Consider the following 291-nt stretch of genomic DNA (forward strand, 5'->3'; position numbering starts at 1 on the left):
ATTGGAGTACAGCATATAAAATCCAGCAAGGGCGGTTCCAAAGAAAGACGCCACACCTATCTGAACAGGAGTATATAGATTCTGTTCGGCCGGAAGTTCCTCTTGGCTACTTTGAACCTGTCTCTTATACACATCTCCGAGCCCACGAGACGATCAGAAAAAAAAAAGAGGAGGAGGAAAAGAAGGGGAGGGCGAGCGGGGAGGAGTGTCGAGAGGGAAAGGCCGGGGAAGACCCGGACAGATTCAGCTTCGCGAACTGGAGGTTAATAAGGCATTGGTGGCGAGGGCGAC

General features: G+C 51.5%; 1 protein-coding gene. It reads left to right on the top strand.

Annotation, left to right across the window (positions count from 1 at the left end):
- On the top strand, window positions 1–291 hold a 291-nt coding region (locus tag JIF53_RS19300; protein ID WP_206769472.1), incomplete at both ends, for a hypothetical protein.

The sequence above is a fragment of the Marinobacter sp. bablab_jr008 genome, from assembly GCF_016464145.1.
Classification (GTDB): domain Bacteria; phylum Pseudomonadota; class Gammaproteobacteria; order Pseudomonadales; family Oleiphilaceae; genus Marinobacter; species Marinobacter nauticus.